This is a genomic window from Ensifer meliloti (assembly GCF_030064585.1).
Taxonomy (GTDB): Bacteria; Pseudomonadota; Alphaproteobacteria; order Rhizobiales; family Rhizobiaceae; genus Sinorhizobium; species Sinorhizobium meliloti.
The window spans coordinates 1,228,153-1,245,791 of sequence record NZ_CP120365.1; the positions used below are offsets into that span (position 1 = coordinate 1,228,153).

The 17,639-nt window shown below is 63.9% G+C and carries 15 protein-coding genes; 5 read left to right on the plus strand and 10 right to left on the minus strand.

Going from position 1 to position 17,639, the window contains the following annotated elements; all coding sequences use genetic code 11:
• The first annotated feature begins 91 nt into the window (after positions 1–91).
• Entirely contained in the window at positions 92–613 is a 522-nt protein-coding gene (locus PZL22_RS13015) for a hypothetical protein (protein ID WP_003534215.1), read from the plus strand.
• 210 nt (positions 614–823) lie between these two features.
• Here the strand turns inward: PZL22_RS13015 and PZL22_RS13020 are convergent, their stop codons facing one another.
• The 3 genes from PZL22_RS13020 to PZL22_RS13030 form a co-directional block, all read right to left on the minus strand.
• Positions 824–2,368 (minus strand): trimethylamine methyltransferase family protein, encoded by a 1,545-nt coding sequence (locus PZL22_RS13020; RefSeq protein WP_003534213.1) that lies wholly within the window; start codon positions 2,366–2,368, stop codon positions 824–826.
• Between the two features lie 83 nt (positions 2,369–2,451).
• Positions 2,452–4,899: a GcvT family protein gene (locus tag PZL22_RS13025; RefSeq protein ID WP_284718688.1), complete on the minus strand. Its 2,448-nt coding sequence runs from the start codon at positions 4,897–4,899 to the stop codon at positions 2,452–2,454.
• Positions 4,896–7,343 (minus strand): GcvT family protein, encoded by a 2,448-nt coding sequence (locus PZL22_RS13030; protein ID WP_003534210.1) that lies wholly within the window; start codon positions 7,341–7,343, stop codon positions 4,896–4,898. Before PZL22_RS13030 ends, PZL22_RS13025 begins: the two co-directional genes overlap by 4 nt.
• A 122-nt stretch (positions 7,344–7,465) precedes the next feature.
• On the opposite strand from PZL22_RS13030, the gene PZL22_RS13035 reads away from it, so the two are divergent.
• Positions 7,466–8,311 carry a LysR family transcriptional regulator gene (locus PZL22_RS13035; RefSeq protein WP_003534209.1) on the plus strand — a complete coding sequence of 282 codons (846 nt, stop codon included), beginning with the start codon at positions 7,466–7,468 and terminating at the stop codon, positions 8,309–8,311.
• 228 nt (positions 8,312–8,539) lie between these two features.
• Here PZL22_RS13035 and PZL22_RS13040 read toward each other — a convergent pair whose 3' ends face one another.
• Complete coding sequence (locus PZL22_RS13040; protein ID WP_003534207.1) at positions 8,540–10,219, minus strand: alpha/beta hydrolase; 1,680 nt, start codon at positions 10,217–10,219, stop codon at positions 8,540–8,542.
• Between the two features lie 235 nt (positions 10,220–10,454).
• Here PZL22_RS13040 and PZL22_RS13045 point away from each other — a divergent pair, with 235 nt between their 5' ends.
• Entirely contained in the window at positions 10,455–11,738 is a 1,284-nt protein-coding gene (locus PZL22_RS13045; protein ID WP_003534205.1) for a cystathionine gamma-synthase family protein, read from the plus strand.
• Positions 11,739–11,897: 159 nt separating this feature from the next.
• On the opposite strand, the gene PZL22_RS13050 is transcribed toward PZL22_RS13045, so the two are convergent.
• From PZL22_RS13050 to PZL22_RS13065, 4 genes are all read right to left on the minus strand, one after another.
• Positions 11,898–12,194, minus strand: a complete 297-nt coding sequence (locus PZL22_RS13050) for a type II toxin-antitoxin system RelB family anti-toxin transcriptional regulator (protein ID WP_003534201.1) — start codon at positions 12,192–12,194, stop codon at positions 11,898–11,900.
• Complete coding sequence (locus PZL22_RS13055; protein ID WP_127517674.1) at positions 12,191–12,484, minus strand: type II toxin-antitoxin system RelE/ParE family toxin; 294 nt, start codon at positions 12,482–12,484, stop codon at positions 12,191–12,193. The genes PZL22_RS13050 and PZL22_RS13055 overlap by 4 nt, the downstream gene beginning before the upstream one ends.
• Before the next feature lie 166 nt (positions 12,485–12,650).
• Positions 12,651–13,013: a glyoxalase superfamily protein gene (locus PZL22_RS13060; RefSeq protein ID WP_003534198.1), complete on the minus strand. Its 363-nt coding sequence runs from the start codon at positions 13,011–13,013 to the stop codon at positions 12,651–12,653.
• Positions 13,010–13,606, minus strand: a complete 597-nt coding sequence (locus tag PZL22_RS13065; protein ID WP_003534197.1) for a TetR/AcrR family transcriptional regulator — start codon at positions 13,604–13,606, stop codon at positions 13,010–13,012. Before PZL22_RS13065 ends, PZL22_RS13060 begins: the two co-directional genes overlap by 4 nt.
• Before the next feature lie 84 nt (positions 13,607–13,690).
• Between PZL22_RS13065 and PZL22_RS13070 the strand changes: the two genes are divergently transcribed.
• Positions 13,691–14,482 carry a crotonase/enoyl-CoA hydratase family protein gene (locus PZL22_RS13070; RefSeq protein WP_003534196.1) on the plus strand — a complete coding sequence of 264 codons (792 nt, stop codon included), beginning with the start codon at positions 13,691–13,693 and terminating at the stop codon, positions 14,480–14,482.
• A gap of 52 nt (positions 14,483–14,534) precedes the next feature.
• On the opposite strand, the gene PZL22_RS13075 is transcribed toward PZL22_RS13070, so the two are convergent.
• Together PZL22_RS13075 and PZL22_RS13080 are read right to left on the minus strand one after the other, a co-directional pair.
• The gene (locus PZL22_RS13075) at positions 14,535–15,014 is read right to left on the minus strand and encodes an anthrone oxygenase family protein (RefSeq protein ID WP_003534194.1); all 480 of its coding nucleotides are present in this window, start codon (positions 15,012–15,014) and stop codon (positions 14,535–14,537) included.
• A gap of 49 nt (positions 15,015–15,063) precedes the next feature.
• Positions 15,064–16,377, minus strand: a complete 1,314-nt coding sequence (locus tag PZL22_RS13080) for a glucoamylase family protein (protein ID WP_003534193.1) — start codon at positions 16,375–16,377, stop codon at positions 15,064–15,066.
• Positions 16,378–16,611: 234 nt separating this feature from the next.
• On the opposite strand from PZL22_RS13080, the gene PZL22_RS13085 reads away from it, so the two are divergent.
• A complete protein-coding gene (locus PZL22_RS13085) occupies positions 16,612–17,406 on the plus strand; it encodes a DUF1194 domain-containing protein (protein WP_013844664.1) in 795 nt (264 codons plus the stop codon).
• The last annotated feature ends 233 nt before the right edge of the window (positions 17,407–17,639 follow it).

The window sequence follows — 17,639 nt, forward strand, 5'->3', positions numbered from 1 at the left end:
TGCGGCCTCTGCGAGGCAGAAGGGTCGAGGCAGGCGCGAACGATTGCCAGCGCCGCGCGTCCCTATATAAGGTTCTCCCAGGAGGATCTTCATGGCATGGCTGATTGCGTTACCGTTGGGCTTGGCGATCGTGTATCTCGCGGCTCGTTACGGTCGCTTCCGCAGCTGGATCGAACCGGTTCTTTCGATTGCGGTCGCGCTCGTCCTCAGCGCCGCCTTCCTCGTCTGGCTGAACGAGAGTGCTCCGGACGAGGTCCCAGCGCCTGCTCCGGACCAGCCTGAAACCGGGCTCACCGCCGACGATATCGTGCTCGAGAATATGACTGTCGAGCCAAGCCAGACGAGGCGCAGCTATCGCGTTCGCGGCACTGCCGCCAATGCGTCGGACTTGGCGCTCGAATATTTCCGCTTGACCGTAACGCTCGAGGATTGCCCGCAGGACGCCTGCAGGCACATCGGCGACGACACCGCGCTCATCCTGCTGAGAGTGCCGGGCGGCCAGAGCCGCCCGTTCGAGACGTTCCTCACCTTTCCCTTCCGACCGGATGAAGCGCCGACCGCTCCGAAATGGAGCTATAGGGTGAGTGAGGTCAGGGGCTCGAGCCGACGGTGATTTACGACGGTCTCGCCTGCATCCGCCCCTCATCCGCCTGCCGGCACCTCCTCCCCGCAAGCGGGGCGAAGGGACGCACGGCGCCGACCCATTCCACCTCACCGCTGCTGGAGGTCGTCCCCTCTCCCCGCCTGCGGGAAGGGGGCTCTCCTCGGGTTAAACCCGAGGAGAGGGGGCAAATCGCTGCCACTAAACGCATGAACAATCGTCTCAGCAATAGATCCCGAACCGCTCCCGTATTGCCCGGTCGACCTCCGTCGCGATCAGCGACGGAGCGGCATCGGCGAGGATGCGGTTCTTCCTCTCGATGGCGCGGGCGACGAGATCCGGCCGGCCGATCTCGACCCATTCCTTCGGGCTCGTGCGGTCGGCGACCGCCGGATAGATATATTCCGTCTGCATCAGGCCGAGCGTCTGCGGATGGCCGAGATAGTGGCCGGGGCCGTCGAGGCAGACCGAACGCATGGTTTCGAGCGAAACCGAATCCTCGGTGACATCGATGCCGCGGATGCAGCGCTGCACCTGGCCCAGCAAGTCGTCTCCGAGCACCAGCGACTCCAGGCAGAAGCCGAGGAGCGATGCATGCATGCCGACCGCCTCGTACACCATGTTGAGCCCCGAGAGCCCAGCCATCACGTTGGAGATCGCCTGTTCCCAGCCGGCCTGCATGTCGGGAAGCTTCGCATCCGCGATGCCGGCGGCGGCGCCGCCAGGCAGGCGATAGAATTGGTGCATCTGCGCGCAGCCGGCCGTCAGCAATGCCTGTTCGCCGGAGCCGCCGGACATGGCGCCGGTCCTCAGATCGGAGACGAACGGCCAGGTGCCGAAGACGGCCGGATGGCCGGGCGAAAGCGCATTGACGTAGACGACGCCTGCAAGGCACTCGGCAACCGCTTGCACGATGGCGGTCGCGAGCGGCGCCGGGGCAGTCGCCCCCGCCTGTCCGGCGGATAGCAGCAGGACGGGCATGCCGCCACGGATGCACTTCTCCATGGTGATGCAGCTTTCCTCGGCGAATTTCATCGGCGGCACGACGAAGCAGTTCGAGTTCGAAACGAAGGGCCGCGCCCGCCACTTGTCCTCGCCGCCCGCGATCATGTGGATGAGATCGAAGCAGCCCTCCACATGCGAGGGATCGGAGAAGCTCGTCCCGACATGCTTCGTCGTTCCGGCGCAGCAGGCATAGAGCGTGTTGATGTCCATCAGGAAATTGTCGGAAACGTCCCGGCAGACCATGGCTCGCTGGAAGAAATGGACATTGTCCAGGCGATGGACGAGCTGCGCCGCATTCAGGAGGTCCTTGGCGGTCGATTCGCGGTATTCGCGCTTCTCGACGTCGACCACGTGCACCGCCGCGCCGGCCGTACCGTAATAGACGCGCGTGCCGCTGAGTTCGAGATCCTGTTTCGGATCACGCGCGTAAAGGGTGATGTCGCGCGCGGCGATGGCCAGCATGTCCTCGACCAGTGCACGCGGGAAGCGGAGTCGTCCATCCTCGCCGAGGATGGCCCCGGCGCCGGTCATGATCTCGACGCCGGATTGCGGCGCGTTGGCAAGGCCGATCTGTTCCAGCGCATCGAGCGCCGCCTCGTGAATCCGTCTGACGTTGGCCTCCGTCAGCGGCTTGTACTGTCCGCCGGAAAGGCCCGGACGGACGGGGCGGATGTTTTCGGCAAGCGGCGACGAACGAAGCGCAACGCGCGCCGCCCGTCCGCCGGACCGTCTCGAACCCGCAACTGCGCATTCCTCAGCCATCATTCATCTCCCAATGGCGCTGTCGTCGTCTTGTTCTTTGCCACTCTCCTCGGGTTTAGCGCGAGGATGAGGGGCAGCCTTTTTCAGGCCCGCACCCGCTCCGCCTTCGGGTCGTACATCGGCTTCAGCGAAGCCTCGGCCTTGACCCGCGTTCCGGCGATTTCGATCTCGTAGGCCGAAGCCAGCACATCGGCTTCGCTTTCACCCTTGCACGCCACATAGCCGAGCCCTATCGCACCCCCGAGATGGTGGCCGTAATTGCCCGAGGTGATCGTGCCGACGATCTCTCCGTCGCGCACGATCGCTTCGTTGTGGAAGAGCAACGGCTCCGGATCGGAAAGCCGGAACTGCACCAGCCGGCGCGAAAGTCCGTTGTCGCGCTTTGCAAGCACCGCCTCACGTCCGATGAACTCGCCTTTTCCGGGCTTCACCGCAAAGCCGAGCCCCGCTTCGAGCACATGATCCTCGTCGGTGACATCGTGGCCGAAATGCCGGAAGGCTTTCTCGATCCGGCAGCTATCGAGCGTATGAAGTCCACAGAGCTTCAGCCCAACATCGGCCCCCGCCAGTTCCAGCGTCTCGAACACATGCGCCGCCTGGTCGGTGGAGACGTAAAGCTCCCACCCGAGTTCGCCGACATAAGTGACGCGGTGGGCGCGGGCGAGGCCCATCCCGATCTCGATCTCGCGGGCGGTGGCGAAGGGGTGCGCCTCGTTGGAGAAATCGCTCGGGCTCACCTTCTGCATGAGCTCGCGTGCCCTTGGCCCCATGACGCAGAGCACGCTTTCAGCAGCGGTGACGTCGGTGATCACCACGAACTCGTCGCGCACATGTTTTCGCAGCCAGGCAAGATCGCGCTGCAGCGTGGCCCCCGGCACGACGAGGAAGAAGGCGGTCTGCGAAAGCCGCGTGACGGTCAGGTCGCTCTCGATGCCGCCGCAGGCGTTCAGCATCTGGGTGTAGACAACACGGCCGGGGTCGACATTCATCTCATTGGCGCAAAGCCGCTGCAGGAAAGCCAGCGCATCGCGGCCTTCGACGCGGATCTTGCCGAAGGAGGTCATGTCGAAAAGGCCAACCCCGCTGCGGACGGCGAGATGCTCTTCCCGCTGGTTTTCGAACCAGTTCTGCCGTTTCCACGAATAGCGGTATTCGCGCTCCTGGCCGTCCCTTGCGAACCAGTTTGCCCGCTCCCATCCGGCGACCTCACCGAAAACGGCTCCGCGCGCCTTCAGTTGTTCGTGGATCGGCGAGCGGCGAACGCCGCGGGCGGTCGCCATCTGGCGATAGGGGAAATGATCGGCGTAAAGCAGACCCAGCGTTTCGCTGACCCGTTCCTTCAGGTAGGAACGGTTCTTCTGGAAGGGCTGCGCCCGGCGGATATCGACCTCCCAGAGATCGAAGGGCGGCTCGCCGTCGTTCATCCACTGCGCCAGCGCCATGCCGGCGCCTCCCGAGGAGACGATCCCGATCGAATTGTAGCCGGCTGCCACCCAGTAGCCCTTGAGTTCCGGCGCCTCGCCCAGATAGTAACGGTCGTCGGGCGTGAAGCTTTCCGGGCCGTTGAAGAAGGTGTGGATGCCGGCCGTCTCCAGCATCGGCATGCGGTTGACGGCCATTTCGAGGATCGGGGCGAAATGGTCGAAGTCCTCCGGCAGCTGGTCGAAACAGAAATCCTCGCGGATGCCTTCCATGCCCCAGGGCTTCGCCTTGAGTTCGAAGGCGCCGATCAGCATCTTGCCGGCATCCTCCTTGTAGTAGGTGCACTCGTCGGGCACGCGCAGCACCGGCAGGCGGCTGAGACCAGGTATCGCTTCGGTGACGATATAGAAGTGCTCACAGGCGTGCAGCGGCACGGTGACGCCGGATTGCCGGGCAAGCTCCCTGCCCCACATGCCGGCGCAGTTGACGACATTCTCCGTCTCGATCGTGAAGCTCTCGCCGTTCTGCTCGCAGGTGACGCCGGTTATTCGGCCGTCCTTCTTCAAGACCGAGGTGACTTTCACGCCCTCGACGATCGTCGCGCCGTTCTGCCGCGCACCCTTGGCAAGCGCCATGGCGATGTTGGCCGGATCACACTGGCCGTCGAGCGGCAGGTGAACCGCCGCCTTCACGTCGGAGACGTTGAGGTGTGGGTAAAGCTCCTTGACCTCGTCGGGCGTGACCTCGCGTACATCGACGTTGAAGGCGCGCGCCAGCGAGGCCTGCCGGTAGATCTCTTCCTTGCGCTCTTCCGTCAGTGCGACGGTGATCGAGCCGTTCTGGCGCATGCCGGTGGCGATGCCGGTTTCCGCCTCGAGCTTCACGTAAAGATCGGCCGAGTATTTCGCGAGCCGTGTCATGTTCTGCGACGCGCGCAGCTGGCCGATCAAACCGGCCGCATGCCATGTCGTGCCGCAGGTCAACTGCTTGCGCTCGAGCAGGACCACATCGGTCCAGCCGAGCTTCGCCAGGTGATAGGCGACCGAGCAGCCGGAAACGCCACCGCCGATGATGACGACACGCGCTTTTGCGGGAATGGGCTTCGTCATGCCTTCAGTCTTTCATTCGAGGGATCCCAGAGCGGCTGGTCCGGCTGGACGATAGCCTTGAAGCGGTCGCCGAAAATCTCCACCTCGACCTCCTGGCCGGGAACGGCCAGATCGGCGCGCAGCATGCCGAGTGCGATCGACTTGCCGGTACGGTAGCCCCAGTTTCCGGACGTGGTCTCGCCGACGACCTCGCCGCCCGACCAGAGCGTCGACATGTAGGGCGCGTCGCAGTCGCCGGCCTCGACCGTCAGCGTCACGAAGCGCTTCGTGACGCCCTGCTGCTTCTCACGCTCCAGCGCCGCCTTGCCCTTGAAATCCGGCTTCGCCCAGTCGACGAAGCGTTCGAGCCCGCCCTGCAAAACCGTGTAATCGGTGGAAAGATCGCCCTTCCAGGCGCGGTAGCCCTTCTCGATGCGCAGACTGTCGAGCGCCTCCATGCCGAAGGGCTTGAGGCCGTGCTTCTGCCCGGCGTCCCAGACGGCATCGAAGACCGCGGCGGTATCCTCCACTTTCGTGTGGATCTCCCAGCCGAGTTCGCCGGCGAAGGAGACCCGTACAAGCTGGCAATAGCGGCCGGCGATCTGCGCCGTCTGATGCGTCAGCCACCCCTTCGCAAGGTCGGCGTCCGAGACCTCGGCCAGGATCGCGCGCGATTTCGGCCCCGTCAGGATCTGGCAGGCGAATTTCACCGTCACGTCGTCAAGCGTGAAGGCGGCGTCCGCCGGGCGATGCTTCCGCAGCCACTCGAAATCATGCCACTGCGCCGTCGCCGCGGTGATCAGGAAGAAGAAATCCTCCTCGATCGCCATGACAGACATTTCGGTGAGGATGCGGCCCTTGTCGTCGGCGAAATAGGCCAGCCCGATGCGGCCGGGCTTCGGTACGCGGCCGGTGATGAGGCCGGAGAGCCACTCGCGCGCGCCCTCGCCTTTCAGCCGGAAGCGCGAGAAGCCCGGCAGGTCGAGAATGCCTGCAGCATCGCGCACGGCGAGACACTCCTCCTCGATCCGCTTCGCCCAAGGGCCTTCCCTTCCCCAGGTCTGCGTCGCAGCCTCTGACGTGTCGTCGCCCGGTTTCGCGTACCACATGGCGCGTTCCCAGCCGTTATAGGGCTTGAACTGAGCGCCGAGCGCCGCAATGCGATCATGGATCGGCGAGAGCTTCCTGCCGCGCCCGGCCGGCCAGTAGTGCTTCGGAAAATGCATTGCATATTCGTGGCCGTAGATCTCCATGCCCTTGGCGATGCAATAGTCCTGGTCGGTATAGTCCGTGTAGCGGCGCGGGTCGCAGGACCACATGTCCCATTCGGTCCGGCCCTCGGTCACCCATTCGGCGAGCACCTTGCCCGCCCCGCCGGCCTGACAGATGCCAAAGGTAAAGACGCAGGCTTCGAAGGCGTTCGGCACGCCGGGCATGGGCCCGATCAGCGGATTGCCGTCCGGCGCATAGGGGATCGGTCCGTTGATGACGCGCGAAAGACCTGCCGTTCCCAGGATCGGCACGCGCTCGACCGCATCGTTCAGATACCATTCCAGCCTTTCGAGATCGTCCGGGAAGAGCTGGAAGGAGAAGTCCTCCGGCATCGGGTCATCCGGTGTTGCCCAATGAGCGCGGCAGTTCTTCTCGTATGGCCCGAGATTCATGCCGTATTTCTCCTGCCGGAGATAATAGGAGGAGTCGACATCGCGAAGGAGCGGCAGCTTGTGCCCAACCTCCTTCGACCAGGCGGCAAGCTCCGGGATCTCGTCGAAAAGAATGTACTGATGACTCATCACCATCATCGGCACGTCGCGGCCGAACATCTTCCCGACCTCGCGGGCGTAGTAGCCAGCGGCGTTGACGACATATTCGCAGCGGATTTCGCCCTGCGCCGTCTCGACCACCCATTCATCCCTTTCGCGCCGGGCACCGGTCACGGGACAGAAGCGGATGATCTTCGCGCCCATGTCGCGCGCGCCCTTGGCGAGCGCCTGGGTCAGCTGCGCCGGATCGATGTCGCCGTCATAGGGATCGTAAAGCGCGCCCGTCAGGTCATGCGTTTCGAGGAAGGGATAGCGGCTGCGCATTTCCCCGGGCGTCAGGATATCGAGGTCCATGCCCTGGTAGCGGCCCATGCCGACGACGCGCTTGAACTCCTGCAGCCGCTCCTTCGAATGGCCGAGGCGGATGGAGCCCGTCACATGATAGTTCATCGGGTAATCGACGAGCGCACCCAGGTCGCGATAGAGCGAGGCCGAATAGCGCTGCATGTTCATGATCGACCAGGATGAGGAGAAGGTCGGCACGTTGCCGGCCGCATGCCAGGTGGAGCCGGCCGTGAGCTCGTTCTTTTCAAGAAGCACGCAGTCGGTCCAACCGGCCTTGGCAAGATGGTACAGCGAGGAGGCACCGACGGCTCCCCCACCAATGATCACGACGCGCGCGTGAGACGGCAAATTCGACATGCTGGCTCCCTCTGTTACGGCGATTTTTGACGGGGAAGCCTGATGCCATCAAGCGCGGCGATTGAGCTTTATTGATCGAAGAATTCGATTAGATTGCCCGGTAGGAGCAAGGAGCGACACAAATGCAGGTGGACCTGATCGAAACCTTTCTTGACCTGATGGAAACGCGCAGCTTCAACCGGACGGCCGAGCGGCTCAACATCACGCAATCCACGGTTTCCCATAGGGTGAAGGCCCTGGAGACGCAGTTCAGCCGCAAGCTCTTCACCCGCAACAAGGGCGGAACCCTTCCGACCGCCGCGGGACTGCGCTTTCTGGATTATGCGAAAGCCTTGCAGAATCAGTGGCATGAAGCGACCCGTGCAGTAGCGAGTGCAGGCGCTCTGGAACGTTCGATGCGGCTCGGAATTCAGCACGACCTGGCCGAGACCATTGCCGGCCGCTGGGTGGCTGCGATCCGCCGCGATCTGCCGACCACCGAGATCTATATGGAGGCGGATTATTCGAACCAGATGAACCGCGATCTCGCCGCCGGGGAGCTCGATCTCGCGATCCTCTACACACCGCATTTCCTGCCCGACCTTCACTATGAACGGATCGGCGAACTGCATTACGTGCTGGTCACCACCGATGCTCCTGAGATGGCCGAGGTGAAGCCCGAAACCTATATCCGTTCGAGTTACTCGCCGGCCTTCGACCGGGCGCACCGCCTGGCACTTCCGCACCTTTCGGGCGCTTCGCTTGCCGCCGGCCAGAACATGGCCGTCACGGACCTGTTGCGCACGCTCGGCGGCGCCGCTTACGTGACGCAGGCGACAGCCGATCGGCTCTCCGACCGGGTTGCCGTCGTGGCCGACGCGCCGGTCATCCCTCAGACCGTCTATGCGGCAACGAGTCTCCGCACCCGCCATGCCCATCAGCACCGCAAGATCATCGGCGCAATGGAGGGACTATTGGTCGGTCTGTAGGGTCCCGTGGAGAAGGTTCAACCAGGTTGACAATCAACCCGGTCTGAACCCGGGGTTTGCCCCTCACCCTAACCCTCTCCCCGCCTGCGGGGAGAGGGGACACCGTTGTGCGGCGCTTCGGCCTCAACGGATCCCAAGCGGACTCGTCCCCTCGCCCCGCTTGCGGGGAGAGGGCTAGGGTGAGGGGCAAACCCCGGGTACTGCCCGGCTCGAGGGGCTGACGTGCACCTACCGCACGGAGAATTGCGCCTTCAACCGCGTGACATCCTCGGCCGTAATCCCCTGCGGATCGGTGACCGCCATCCAGGCGTCGATGTAATGTTCCGGTGCGTAGACATGGCCGTAGCCCATCGGCGAGGTCGTCGCCAATGCCATGTCGGCAAGCAGCTGCAGCCCCGTGACCACGGGAAACCAGTTCAGCGCCGGCGAAACGTCCGGCCCCCGCGGGGGCTTCATCCAGTCCGGCTCCCGGTAGAAGGAATGGGGATCGAAAAAGGTCACCGGATCGCTGGCATATTGCAGATAGACGATCCGCATCGCGCCCCAATGCGCACCGGGAATGTCGAGCGCATTCTCCTGGCTGGTGAAGCGGATGGCGGAGCTGTCGCGATAGCGCGGAAGCCAGGCGCTCGAGCCGGCGACGCGGTCGGCCGTCACCGAACGCCAGAGCGCGCTCGGAAACGGCGGTCCGCTCCAGAGCGCGCCCTGGAAGGGATCGCTGATGACGTCGAAGAGATCGACCGATCCTTGCGAATTCATTGCGCCAAGACTCAGGCCGTGCAGGTAGAGCTTGGGCCGACGATCCCTGGGCAGCGTCGTCCAGTAGCCATAGACCGCGTCGAAGAGGGCGTCGGCCGCGTCGGCGCCGTAGCCCGGCTCGACCAGCAGGGAGAGCCAGCTGGTGAGATAGGAATATTGCACGGCCACGCTCGCGACGTCGCCGTGAAGCAGATATTCGACCGTGTCGAGCGCCTCGGGGTCGATCCAGCCGGTGCCGGTCGGCACGACGACAATCAGTGACTTGCGCTCGAAGCCCCCGGCACGCTTCAGCTCCTCCAGCGCCAGCTTCGCCCGCTCCCGCGCGGTCTCGGCGGAATTCAGTCCGACATAGACACGCACGGGATCAGGGGCTGCAGCCCCGAAGAAGGCGCCGATGTCAGCGCCGGTCGGTCCGGACGCGATGAACTGCCGCCCCTGGCGCCCAAGCTCGTCCCAGTGCACGAGCGACGCGCCGCTCCCCGTCCTGGCGAGGTCGGCAGGCGGTGCGATCTCGGGATCCATAAGCGCATCGAGTTGCTGGAAAGAACTGTCTGCGGCACGAAGCGCGAACTTGAAGATTACGCCGTTCGCAGCGGACCAGAACAGCGCGAGCGCCACCAGCCCGCCGAGAGCATTGGCGATCGGCCGCGTGAGGAAATATTGCAGCCATCGGGAAAGCACGCGAAAGGTCAGCCGGAACAGCCGCGCCAGGAGGACCAGGACGATGAACATCAGCACGGCTATCAGACCGAGCTTGACCGGCTCGGCGCTCTCGATGGGTTCGAGGCCCATGATGTGCCGAACCGTGTTTTGCCAATGCGCCGCCTGCCACAGGAATACGGCCGCAGCCGCTATCGAGACGATCGCAGCGGCGATCTTCAATGTTCGCGCGCGCCGCACCGTCGGCTCGGGGAGTTCGAAGAAGGACCAGAGCCAGCGCAGAGACACACCGACCGCGTAGCCGGCCGCAAGAGAAAATCCGGAGATCACGGCCTGAATGAGATAGGGCCTGGGTATCAGACTTGGCGTCAGCGAAACTGCAAAGAACAGAATGCCGACGAGGAGGCCGCTTGTGGAAAACGAACGCAGGAAGGTGGAGATGTGACGGTACACCGGTCTTGGCAGGTCCGTCTGCTGAACGTGTTCCATGGCGGACTCCACTTCGGGCGCTGGCAGCAATGTCGCTTTCCGCGGGCGCGCAGTCAATTCCCGCGGCCTGCTGCAAAGGACAAAAGCGTGCAGCGGAGGCACTGGAGAGGTTCTTTGCACCGGCAAGAGATTGCGGGCATCAAAACGAAGTGATCGCAAATAGCAAGGATCGTGCGCAGACGTTTGGTATATTCAAGCCGGTAGTAGAGTCTGCCTGCGCCAAGGAGAAAAACCCATGACCGCGCCGCACCCTTCCAAGACCCATATCGGCAACCACAAACTGCATCCCGAAACGCTGATGCTGAATTATGGTTACGACCCCGAGCTCTCGGAGGGTGCTGTCAAGCCGCCGATCTTTCTCACCTCGACTTTCGTCTTCCACTCCGCCGAGGAGGGCCGCGACTTCTTCGACTTCGTCTCCGGGCGGCGCGAACCGCCCGCTGGCGTGGGTGCCGGGCTCGTCTATTCCCGCTTCAATCACCCGAACAGCGAGATCGTCGAAGACCGGCTCGCCATTTTCGAACGAGCGGAAGCCGGCGCTCTCTTTTCCTCCGGCATGTCGGCGATCGCCACGACGCTTCTCGCCTTCGTGCGGCCGGGCGACTCCATCCTGCATTCGCAGCCGCTTTACGGCGGCACCGAAACGTTGCTCGCCAAGACCTTCCTCAATCTGGGCGTCTCCGCCGTCGGCTTTGCCGATGGTACAGACGAGGCGGCCGTCAATGCCGCGGCTGAAGAGGCGATGAGTAAGGGACGGGTCTCCGTGATCCTGATAGAGACGCCGGCCAATCCCACCAACAGCCTTGTCGACGTCGCGTTGGTCCGCCGCATTGCCGAAAGGATCGGAGAAAGACAGGCGCATCGGCCGATCGTCGCCTGCGACAACACCCTGCTCGGCCCTGTCTTTCAGCACCCGATCGAACACGGGGCCGACCTTTCCCTTTACTCGCTGACCAAATATGTCGGAGGCCATTCCGACCTGATCGCAGGCGCCGTTCTCGGCTCCAAGGCGCTGATCAGGCAGGTGAAGGCCCTGCGCGGCTCGATCGGCACGCAGCTCGACCCGCATTCCTGCTGGATGATCGGCCGCTCGCTCGAAACCCTGTCTGTGCGTATGGAAAAGGCAAACGACAACGCCCGCATCGTCGCCGAATTCCTGCGCGACCATCCCAAGGTCGAGCGAATCCACTATCTGCCGTTCCACGACGCGGACACGCCGGTCGGCCGTGTATTCGCCACGCAATGCACCGGGGCGGGATCGACCTTCTCCTTCGACATCGCCGGCGGCCAGGAGGCGGCATTCCGCTTCCTCAACGCACTGCAGATCTTCAAGCTCGCCGTCAGCCTCGGCGGTACGGAATCGCTCGCTAGCCACCCGGCGGCGATGACGCATTCCGGCGTGCCGATCGAGGTCCGCGCCCGGATCGGCGTGCTCGAATCCACGATCCGCCTGTCGATCGGCATCGAGCATCCGGACGATCTCGTCGCCGACGTCGCGAACGCGCTGACGATGATCTGAGGCTGCTGCTGACAATGTCGGGCCTGTTGTCGTTGACGGCGGTCAGCCGCTCGAAATCCTCTCGCACCAACCATGCGGCGGCCGACGATGTGGGCCGGCGCGAGCGCCGCGGCATCGGTCTTGAGCAACGTCTCCGCGCTCCGCTCGCCCTGCAACGGGTCACGCTGCCTGCAAAGCCTTCTGAACGGCCTTCGGGGCGCGGTCGATCACCAGAAGATAAGCGCGAGTCGGCCCTTCCGGCTGTCGCGAGCCCTGTTCCCAATGGCGCAGCGTGTTGACGCTGAACCCGAATCGTCCGGCAAATTCTTCCTGCGTCATGTCGAGCTTCGTGCGGATCGCCTTCACGTCGATCCGTTCGGGCACATGGACGCGAAAGGCGTTCGCATCGGTATTGCCCTCGGCATAGACGAGCGCTTCGTTCAGGCCGCGCCGGATGCTGTCGGCAACCTTGCTCATGGCTTTCTCCTCTTGAAAATATCCACCAGCATCGTAGTCAACTGGCGGAAGTCGTTCTTGTCCTGTTGGCTCAGATCGGCCCGCTCGTTCTTCGCATAGGCGGCCGTGAGTGCAAAGAGCGGCATGTCGGTGTCGTGGTAGAAATAGATCACTCGCGCGCCGCCACGTTTGCCTCGCCCGTCCAGCGCCCAGCGAACCTTGCGGATGCCGCCCGTTCCCTGAACGACATCGCCTGCCGTGGGATTGTGGGCCAGATAGTCCACCAGCAAGCCGCGCTCGTCATCGTTCATGAGTTTGCGGGTAGCAGGAACTCCGGCGTCTCCACGACACTGACGGGAACCCTTTTCACCATGGCCGAACACTGCTCCAATGGGTCAGTATATGCAATCCAATGGATTACCGCGTCGCGGCTGCTCTCCCATGTTCCGCCTCGATCACCTGCCGTATGGTGGGGGGTCAAGTCCTCGGCCGGTGCGAAAGGACGTTGACGATATTGCCGAACGGATCGCGCAGAAAGAACCGGCGCACGCCCCAGCTTTCGTCGGTGATATCGTAGACGATCTCCACACCCGCGGCCGCGGCGCGGCGATAGGTTTCGTCCACGTCATCCACCTCGATCGAGAGCGCCGGGACCGGCGTTCCGGACCCGCCTTCGGTGGCGAAGCTCACCTGCGGCATGGCGGTGCGGCCTACCGCCGCAAATGTGACGATCCAGCCGTGATCCATCACCACCTCCATGCCGAGCAGGTCCGCATAGAACCGATGCGCCTGAAGCGGATCGGACACCTGAAGATTTGGCACGATGCGTCGTACAGTCATTTGACCCTCCCGATTGTCCGCTCCGACAGCGCCAGCTTGACGAGCGAGGCCGCCGCCGCACCCGCCGTCTCCATATAGCTCGGATCACGGTGGAGCAGAACGACGGCGAAGCTGCCGTCGAGGAGCAACAGGACCTGCCGCGCGAGCTCTTCCGCCTCCACGATCCCTTCCGCCTCGAACGCCTGCCGGAGCCAGTCCTCGAATTTTTTCTTATGCGCGGCGCCGATACGGATCGCCGGGTGCCCCGGCATGCTGGCGAGTTCGGCGGAGGTGCGCAGGAAGCCGCAGCCCTTCCATTTCGGATGTCGGGCGGCGCGGGCGAGATTGAAGAAGATGCCCTCGACCCTCGATGCCACGCCGCCCTCGGCTTCGCTGAACCATTTCTGGAAGAGCTTGAGGTTCGGCTGATCACGCCCTTCGAGATAGGCGGCAATCAGGTCGTCCTTGCTTTTGAAGTGATAATAGAGCGTTCGCTTCGTCACGCCGGCCGCCTCGGCGACTGCGTCCACACCGACGGCGCGGATCCCTTCGGCATAGAACAGCTTGGAAGCGGCGGAAACGATGCGTTCGCGTGTGTTCGGTGCCGTCGTCATGAGCCATGTATACCGACTAGTGAATATACATTCCTGTGTCGCCGACTTAGCCTCCGCTCGTCAATACATGATGGGAGACAATTCATGTCCGACACGGTTCTCATCGAAATTTCGGCCGGCATCGCCCTCCTGACCCTCAACCGGCCCGAAAAGCTGAATGCGCTCAACTACGAACTGATCGGTCGGCTTTTAGCCCTTCTCGATCGTATCGAGATCGACGAGACGGTGCAGGCGGTCATCCTCACCGGCGCCGGCGATCGCGCCTTTTCCGCAGGCGGCGACATCCACGAATTTTCCGGCAGCGTGGCCAAGGGCGTGAACGCTGCCACCCGCGATTTTGTCCGGCGGGGCCAGCAGCTCACGCACCGCCTGGAGGCCTTTCCGAAGCCTGTGATCGCTGCCGTCAACGGTCTCGCCTATGGTGGCGGCTGCGAGGTGACCGAAGCGGTGCATCTCGCGATCGCGAGCGAGCGGGCGCGCTTTGCCAAGCCGGAAATCAAGCTTGCCATGCCGCCGACATTCGGGGGCACTCAGAGACTGCCTCGCCTGGCGGGTCGGAAGCGTGCGCTCGAGCTGCTTCTGACCGGGGATGCGTTCTCGCCCCAGCGCGCGCTGGACATGGGGCTCGTCAATGCCGTCGTGCCGCATGAGCAACTGATCGCCTCGGCCCGAGCGCTTGCGGGTCGCATCATTCGCCATTCGCCTCTTGCCACCGCCGCCATCATCACCGCCGTGGCGCGTGGCCTCAACATGGCGATCGGAGAAGGTCTGCTGTGCGAAAGCGAGCAATTCGCACGGATGGTTCCGAGCCATGATCTCAAGGAAGGGCTTGCCGCCTGGAAAGAGCGGCGAGAGCCACGCTATGCCGGGCGCTGATCCGGTTCTTCAAAACAACCCGGCTGCGGACGGAAAACCGTCCGGCAGTGCGCTAGATCCGGGCGAAGCCGAGCACGAAGAGGGCGAGCGCGCCTGTCGAGGCGATGGTGCGCACGTGGTTCCAGCGGACCCAGTCGGTCAGGTAGCGCTGCTGCCAGAGCTCGGCGGCTGCCCGGCCGGCAGGGGCGGCGGCAAGCGCGTCGTTCAGCGGGACATTGATGACGATAGTCACCGCGAGCGTGCCGAGGAGATAGACGAGCCCGCCGGCTGCCAACAGATAACTCCCCTGCCCGCCCCAGATGAAGGCCATGACGAGGAGGATGAGGCCAAGCAGCGCCGTTCCCATGAAGGCGAAGAGGAACAGCGGATTCTGGATGACCACGTTGATGGCGTTCATCGCGGCGACCCCCTGATCCGGCGGGAGCCGCGACAGCGCCTGCATTATGCAGACCGAGAAGACGAAGAAGAGCCCGGCCATCAGACCGGATCCGATCGCGGCGGCAAAAGCCAGCGCAGGAACAAGGGCAACCATTGCGGCACTCCAGACGGGAACGAAGCCGCTACGGGCCGCTTCCCTCGTTTCAGACTCGAGGCAGCGTCGACGAAAGCCACCCGCCCGCAAAGCCGGCCCTGCTCAACCCCTGGCTGAAGGCCGGAATGCTGCGCGTCAGTTCCCAGATCAGGCCGCTTCTCCAGTTCTCGATCATCATGACCACGAGCCCTTGGTCAAGTCCGACGATTCTGTCGTCCACCCAGCCCTCGGGGCCGTCCCCCGGCAGGCTGGGATTGAAGCCGCCGGGAAGGCAACCCTCATTAACGAGCGCGGGATATTGCGACATCAGGTGAGAAAGGCTGCCAAGACATGCGTCCGGCTCGAACGGCAGACCGGCGAGTGACGCCCATGGAACGAGCGTACCGTCATCGGCGCCGAATGGTGCGCCACGTGCCTCGTAGCCGAGCAATCTCTGCCGCCGCCCGTCGCGAAGCCTCAGCCAGCCTTTCGGCGCGTGGCAGGCGCTGAACCCCCAGAGATCGCTGCAGTAACCTGCGAAGCCATGAGGATTCTCCTCGGCATGGGCGCGCTGCAGCCTGATGGCGCGGCGGGAGTTTTCGAAATAGTCGCTGTCCCTTTCACGCATCCCCCGGTCGCGAACGCCGCGAAAATCGATCCAGGCCTGCGGAAACAGGTGGACGAAGAGCGCGCCGGCGTGGAGATGCGCCACCCCATCGAGCGTGAGCCATTCATGCGCCGCGGTGTAGGCGTCGTAATTCTGCGGCACGATCGGCCGTGTTGGCGAACCCAGCGCCAGAATATAAAGAAGCAGCGCCTCGCTGTAGCCCCGCCAGCGGTGCTTCAGGAAGCGTCCGGGCGGGCGCCAACCCATTGTGACGGTATCGCCGCCATTGAGCGCCCAGTTCCAGTCTGCCCTTTCGTAGAGAAACGCCGCGTGGCTCCTGATCTCCCTCTCCTGCTCGCCGGAGCCGGAGAAATACGCCGCCGCGGCCAGGGCACCGGCGAGGAGCAACGCGGTGTCGATCGTCGAGAGTTCGCTGCGCCAGGCGCGCTCTCCCGACCGCATATCGAGGAAATGATAATAGAAGCCGCGATAGCCGGTTGCCCGCGCGTCGCTCTCCTGCCGGCTCGCCGCGAACAATGCGAGGGCGGTCAGCACACGCCGGGCGGCCTCCGCCCGACCGATCCAGCCGCGCTCGACCGCGACCGGATAGGCTGCGAGCCCGAAGCCGGTGGCGGCGATACTCGACGGAGAACCCTTGCGAGACGTATCGGCCACCAGACCGGTTGCCGTGTCGGAATATCGAAGAAAGTAGCCGAACGCCGCGCGCTGCAGCCGCTCGACGCATGCGATATCCGAGTTCCGCCTGGTGTGAAACATGGTGGCCTATTCTTCGGTGACGTCGGTGACGGTGCGGCGGGTCGCGCAGCTCTTGCCGCGATCACCGAATATTGTAGGCCCGCGTCGCGCCGGCAGTCGCCGATTTCCAATCCTGTGGTACATTCATCGGATTACATCGGCCCGGAGGCCGAGGCCGGTTTTACGGCAAATCGCGGTGCCCGGGATAGAGGGGCAGAACGCCCGACGCGTGATCCACGATGATTGGCTGATGCGATGTTAGGCACGATAGCATTGATCCTGGCTCTGAGCGGGAGCCCGATACAGACGGCAGCCATGGCCGCCGACGTCGACGTGGAGCTGTTGCTGGCTGTCGACATGTCCGGCTCGATGGACATGGAGGAGGCACGCGTGCAGCGCTCCGGCTATCTGCAGGCGCTGCGGCACCCGGATTTCATCAATGCGGTCCAGGGCGGGCTCCTCGGGCGGATCGCCATCGGCTATTTCGAATGGGCAGGGCTCGTAAACGAGGCCTCCGTCGTAAACTGGCAGGTGATCGAAAATGCTGCCGACGCCGAAGCCTTCGCCGCCAAGCTGGAGGCGCGGCCGATCGGGACGCGGCGCGGCACCTCGATCTCCAATGCGATTCTTTTCGGCACGGGCCTCATCGATTCGAACGCCTTTTCGGGCGCGCGACGGGTCATCGACGTCTCCGGTGACGGGCCCAACAATACCGGGCCGCCGGTCACGCCTGCCCGCAACGATGCCGTATCGCGCGGGATCATCATCAATGGGCTTGCGATCCTCATCCGCCCGTCGGTCTCGACCGGGCCGCTCGACCAGTATTACGCCGAATGCGTCATCGGCGGCCCCGGCTCCTTCGTCCTGCCCGTCCATGAACCCGAGGATTTCGCGATCGCAATCCGCCAGAAGCTTATCCTGGAAGTAAGCGGCCTGACACCCGAGCCGGCGCTCCGTTTGGCGGCCGGCGAAGCTGCGGCAGACTGCATGATAGGCGAGAAGCTGCGGCCGGGTTTTCTCGACAGGGTCTACCCGGAGCTGGATCGCTAGATGTGAGCAACGCGCCGCGGGTCTTCCCGCAGCGCGCTTTTTCCCCGCCCGACCATAGATCGCCTCCGCTCCAAGGCGTGTTGAGATTCGGGATACCCGCCGCGGCTTTTTTGATCTCCTCATTCCTGTGCTCGTCACAGGAATCCAGCCAGCCCAAGTCGTTGGGCTGAAAGAACTCTTCCCCGCGCCGCAGACGCGGCGCTGCTGGATCTCTGTGACAAGCACAGAGATGA